Genomic DNA, 5,211 nt, shown 5'->3' on the forward strand with positions numbered 1-5,211 from the left:
TTTTTTCAAATTCGCATCGAACTTTTAAGATAAAGAGACTGTTTTGTCACAGCCTCATTTTTCTGTAATTATGATGGAAAAACGTCTTGTTCGAAAAAAAATATTTAAAATTATTTTATTAAAATTATAGTTATGATAACATTAATCTAATAGCTTTTTAAGGCTATATTTCAAGAGACATCTTGTCCAATAATAATTTCACAAAAGAAATATTTGTTGCAAAAATGTGAAATACAGATTAAAATTTTCCTAATAAACAAAAATAAAATTTAACAATAAGGGAAAGGGGAACTAAATTATGTCAATGATTGAATTCCGCAATGTGCAAAAATATTATGGAAATTTCCATGCATTGAAAGATATCAATTTAAAAATTGATAAGGGGGAAACCGTTGTATTAGTTGGTCCCTCTGGATCAGGTAAAAGTACACTGGCTCGTACAGTCAATGGTCTAGAAACAATTCAAGAAGGACAGTTGATCGTCAATGGCCGTGATATTTCCGACAAGAAAACTGATATTAATCGAATTAGAAAAGATGTAGGGATGGTTTTCCAGCATTTCAATCTCTACGCTAACAAAGATGTACTAGAAAATGTCATGCTAGCTCCAAGAACTGTTTTGAAGCTCAGCGAAGAAGAAAATAAAAAAACAGCTATGGCTTTATTAGATCAAGTTGGATTAGCTGATAAAGCTCACAACATGCCTTCACAGATCTCTGGTGGTCAGAAACAACGTGTAGCAATCGCCAGATCACTAGCTATGAAACCTCGTTGCATGTTGTTTGATGAACCAACAAGTGCTCTAGATCCAGAAATGATCGACGATGTATTAGGTGTTATCAAATACGTTACTAGTCAAAGTGACATGACGTCCTTGATCGTTACTCACGAAATGGGTTTTGCTCAAGAAGTTGCGAACCGTGTTATTTTCATGGACAACGGTCAAATTCTTGAAGATGATCCAACAGATATCTTCTTCAAACAACCAACTAATGATCGTGCTAAGCAGTTCTTGAGTAAAATCATTCAACATTAAGGAGGAATTGATGATGAAACGTCTAAAATATTTAACTCTAATTTTCACCTCATTGCTCCTAGCGTTGGTTTTAAGTGGCTGTGGCTCTAAGCCGCTTTCAGATCAAAATGTTTTGACTAATGCTAAAGAAAGTAAAACCATTACTTGGGGTGTTAAAGCCGATACAAGATTGATTGGTTTAATTGATGTAAAAGATGGTAAGGAAAAGGGATTCGAAATTGACTTGGCTAAAGCTATTACTAAGAAAATGTTAGGTAAAGATGGCAAGGCAAAGTTTGTAACGGTTACTTCACAATCTAGAATACCGTTGTTGAAGAATGGTAATATCGACGCCATCATCGCTACAATGACTATAACGCCAGAAAGACAAAAAACAATTGATTTCTCTGACTCATATTTTGATGCTGGACAGTCAATTTTAGTTAAAGAAAATTCACCAATCAAAAAAGTAGAAGATTTAAACGATAAGACCATTATTGGTGTGGTTGGTTCTAATTCAGTTGAAAATGTTAAAAAATTTGCTCCAAAAGCTCGGGTATTACAGTTACCTGATTATGCACAAGCCTTGACGGCCTTGAAATCAGGCCAGGGAGATGCTTTGACGACCGATAACGTTATCTTAGCTGGTATGGCCGTGAATAATCCTGGCTATGTCCTAAGAGGTAAAGCCTTTACTACAGAACCATATGGTATTGGTGTCAATAAAGGTCAAAAAGATTTTAGAGAGGCAATCAATAAAGCCTTGAGTGAAGTAGAAAAAGACGGTACTTACAACAAATTGATTATGAAGTGGTTTGGTAATGTACCTGGATTCAATTACAAGGAGGTGCTACGTCATGATTAATCTTTTAACTCATAATTGGAGTTCTTTTATCACTGGATTTGGTTGGACGGTTTTATCCAGTGTTTTGGCTCTGTTCTTCAGTTTAATTATTGGTTCTTTAGTAGCCATCCTTGAGGTACTTCCCAATAAGTTTTTCAGAATCATTGGAAAAATCTATGTAGAGATTTTCCGTAATATTCCACTGTTAGTTATCACAATGTTTTTCTACCTAGTTATCCCGCTCTACGTAGTCAAAATTAATGGTTTTACGGCAGGGACGATTGGATTGACAATTTATACATCTGCCTTCATTGCTGAAACAGTTAGAGCTGGTATCAATTCAGTTGATATCGGACAGATGGAGGCCGCTCGATCACAAGGTATGACTTTTTGGCAAGCTATGCGTTATATCGTTCTACCACAGGCCTTTAAGTTAGTTATTCCACCGTTGGGCAACCAATTTGTAAATTTGGTCAAGAATTCTTCAGTTTTAGCCTTCGTGGCTGGATTCGATTTGATGTATCAAGGAAATGCAATCGCATCACAAACATTCGATACAGTTAATACTTATCTGATTGTTGGTTTGTTCTACTTGATTATTACTTTGCCAATTAGTTACTACATGCAATATCTTGAAAGAAAACTAGCTTAGGAGGAGAATATTATGCAAAATTGGATGAATGCTTATTCATGGGTCAACATCAGATTTCTTCTCCAAGGTTTAGAAATCACGATTTTGATCTCCGTTGTATCGGTGTTACTCAGTTTTATCATCGGTTCGGTTTTAGGAATTATTCGTTATTCCAAAATCCGTTACGTTTCTAAAATTGTTGGAGTGATTATTGACGTAATTCGTAATTTGCCGTTACTATTGATCATTTTCTTCGTTTACTTCGGTTTACCAGCCTTTGGATTCAAACCGGATACGATTCCAGCTGCTATTTTGGCAATGACGGTCTTTGAGTCAATGATGATTGCTGAAATCATCAGATCCGGAATTATGGCGGTTGATATTGGACAGATGGAAGCCTCAAGATCAATGGGAATGACTTATATTCAAGCAATGTGGCATGTTGTTTTACCACAGGCTTATAAGAAAATGATTCCAGCAATGGTTAGTCAGTTTATCTCTTTGATCAAGGATACTTCTTTGGCAACTATCATTGTGGTGCCAGAGTTAATGCAACATGGACAAGTAGTTTACGGACAAAATCCAAATTACATTATTCCTGTCTTTGTCATGATGGCTCTAATGTACTTCGTAGTTTGTTACGCTTTGTCCTTACTATCCAAATATATTGATCATAAAATGGCCTAAAATAATTTATTAGTTGACAGAATAAAAAAAGCCGTTTATAGTGAGTGTCAATCAAATAAACAAATATAAGTGTCTGAATCAAGTAGTGATGTATCTGGGTGTAAGAAAGCCGGTGGTTGATGCGAACCGGTCAGGATGCATTTATGAAATACCAGGCATGACTTGGTTTTCCAAGCGGAAAAAGAGATCCGTTATTCTCAAGAGTGGAGAGGTGTTTTTGAATACTTCTCAAGCTGGGTGGTACCACGGTAAATCGTCCCTGTTGCATTGTTGCAGCAGGGACTTTTTTTATACCAAGGGGTAAGTAAAATGATGATAAATACATGCGGGGGCAATCCTCGATATTAATTCTTCAAGTAAATTACGATAAAAATTTGGAGGAATTAATTATGAGTAAAAAGAGTATAGATTTTAAAGAAGCCATCATCATGTTGGCAGTAATGTTAATCATTTTAGGAGTAGGAGTTATCAAATTTGGTCTTTCGCCACAGACTCCCGTCCTAGTAGTAATTGGATTGTTAGTTTTATGGGCCAAACTTCGTGGCAGTAGTTGGGATGATATTTCCGATGGAATTGTCAGTGGAGTTAAGAATGGTATCATACCAATCTTTATCTTTATTCTGATTGGTGCTTTGATTGGAACTTGGATCGCAGCCGGAATTATTCCGTCAATGATGGTAGCTGGTTTCCATATGATTTCTGTTCGTTGGTTTATTCCATCAGTATTTCTAGTTTGTGCTTTAATTGGAACTTCAATCGGTAGTGCTTTTACAATTATTTCTACAATCGGAATCGCACTTTTCGGTATGGGTCAAACTTTAGGCATGAATCCTGCTTTAGTTGCCGGGGCTATCATTTCCGGAGCCATCTTCGGTGACAAGACTTCACCACTTTCAGATTCAACTAATTTAGCCGCTGCTATTGCGGAAGATGATTTATTCGATCATATCAAGAACTTGATGTGGACTACTATTCCGGCATTCCTTATTTCTTTGATACTTTACGCCGTGATTGGTAACAGTGGCACCAACGCCGGTATGGGTAAAATTAATACAACATTGAATGTTTTAAATAGCAATTTCGTAATTTCATGGTGGGCTATTTTACCAATCGCGTTGTTATTCATCTGTGCCATTATGAAAGTTCCAGCTATCGCTACTTTAATTTTGAACGTTACCGTAACTGTAGGTATGATCTTCATCGAAAAACCCAATACACCGGTTAAAGATATTGCTGGTTTTATCGAAAATGGTTTCGTATCTAAGACAGGAAATGCTAGCGTTGATGCCTTATTAACTCGTGGAGGAATTACTTCCATGATGGGTACAGTCTCATTGATTTTCTTAACATTGTCCTTAGGTGGACTATTAATGAAGTTTGACGTTATTCAAACAGCTATGGCTCCATTGGCGGAACGTCTTAAGACACCAGGTTCCGTTATAACTGCTACAATTCTCTCTGGAATTGGCGTTAATATCTTTGTTGGTGAGCAATACTTATCAGTTATTTTACCTGGTAAAGCCTTCAAAACGACCTTTAATAAACGAGGTTTAGATAATTTAGCTTTAAGCCGTGTACTAGAAGATGGTGGTACTGTAATTAACTACTTAATACCATGGGGTGTTGCTGGTGCTTTTGCTGCCAATACCTTAGGTGTACCAACATTGTCATTCTTACCATTCTGTTTTTTCAGTCTACTTTCACCAGTTCTTTCCATTATTAGTGGATTCACAGGAATTGGATTAAGAAAGCTTCCTGAAACTAAAAAGGCGAGCAATGACAAAGTAGTTACAGCTTAATGATTTAATTTTATTCATTTGTTAGGGAGGATATTATGGAAAAAGAATTGACTCAAAAACAAGAGAATGAAATTCAGCGGCAATTTGATATTTTGGTATCAAATACAACTAGTGTCGTTGAGAAAGCAGAATTAAAAAATAAGATTAAAATTTCAGTAGTTAATAATAAACCATTATAAAAGGTAGATTGCAACAATTAATCGAATTTTTCGGACAAGTCACCAAAGAAGACTTG

6 protein-coding genes are annotated in these 5,211 nt (G+C 36.0%); all 6 read left to right on the plus strand.

Translation table 11 applies throughout. The features are described from left to right. The first annotated feature begins 298 nt into the window (after nt 1–298). The 6 genes from FD33_RS06730 to FD33_RS12655 all read left to right on the plus strand — a co-directional run bounded on the left by FD33_RS06730 (nt 299) and on the right by FD33_RS12655 (nt 5,155). Nucleotides 299–1,036 (plus strand): amino acid ABC transporter ATP-binding protein, encoded by a 738-nt coding sequence (locus tag FD33_RS06730; RefSeq protein ID WP_025086274.1) that lies wholly within the window; start codon nt 299–301, stop codon nt 1,034–1,036. Nucleotides 1,037–1,049: 13 nt separating this feature from the next. Next, nucleotides 1,050–1,880 carry a glutamate ABC transporter substrate-binding protein gene (locus tag FD33_RS06735; RefSeq protein WP_025086273.1) on the plus strand — a complete coding sequence of 277 codons (831 nt, stop codon included), beginning with the start codon at nt 1,050–1,052 and terminating at the stop codon, nt 1,878–1,880. Next, entirely contained in the window at nt 1,873–2,511 is a 639-nt protein-coding gene (locus tag FD33_RS06740; protein ID WP_025086272.1) for an amino acid ABC transporter permease, read from the plus strand. Before FD33_RS06735 ends, FD33_RS06740 begins: the two co-directional genes overlap by 8 nt. A 12-nt stretch (nt 2,512–2,523) precedes the next feature. Beyond that, nucleotides 2,524–3,177, plus strand: a complete 654-nt coding sequence (locus FD33_RS06745; protein WP_025086271.1) for an amino acid ABC transporter permease — start codon at nt 2,524–2,526, stop codon at nt 3,175–3,177. Nucleotides 3,178–3,566: 389 nt separating this feature from the next. Further along, a complete protein-coding gene (gene nhaC, locus FD33_RS06750; protein ID WP_025086270.1) occupies nt 3,567–4,976 on the plus strand; it encodes a Na+/H+ antiporter NhaC in 1,410 nt (469 codons plus the stop codon). 35 nt (nt 4,977–5,011) lie between these two features. Continuing rightward, nucleotides 5,012–5,155 (plus strand): hypothetical protein, encoded by a 144-nt coding sequence (locus tag FD33_RS12655; protein WP_156407832.1) that lies wholly within the window; start codon nt 5,012–5,014, stop codon nt 5,153–5,155. The last annotated feature ends 56 nt before the right edge of the window (nt 5,156–5,211 follow it).

This window comes from Companilactobacillus paralimentarius DSM 13238 = JCM 10415 (genome assembly GCF_001434985.1).
Taxonomy (GTDB): Bacteria; Bacillota; Bacilli; order Lactobacillales; family Lactobacillaceae; genus Companilactobacillus; species Companilactobacillus paralimentarius.

Bases quoted from the DNA above. Each gene is read 5' to 3' on its own strand.
- FD33_RS06745 (WP_025086271.1), top strand. From the start codon at position 2,524: ATGCAAAATTGGATGAATGCTTATTCATGGGTCAACATCAGATTTCTT.
- FD33_RS06735 (WP_025086273.1), top strand. From the start codon at position 1,050: ATGAAACGTCTAAAATATTTAACTCTAATTTTCACCTCATTGCTCCTA.
- FD33_RS12655 (WP_156407832.1), top strand. From the start codon at position 5,012: ATGGAAAAAGAATTGACTCAAAAACAAGAGAATGAAATTCAGCGGCAA.
- FD33_RS06730 (WP_025086274.1), top strand. From the start codon at position 299: ATGTCAATGATTGAATTCCGCAATGTGCAAAAATATTATGGAAATTTC.
- nhaC (WP_025086270.1), top strand. From the start codon at position 3,567: ATGAGTAAAAAGAGTATAGATTTTAAAGAAGCCATCATCATGTTGGCA.
- FD33_RS06740 (WP_025086272.1), top strand. From the start codon at position 1,873: ATGATTAATCTTTTAACTCATAATTGGAGTTCTTTTATCACTGGATTT.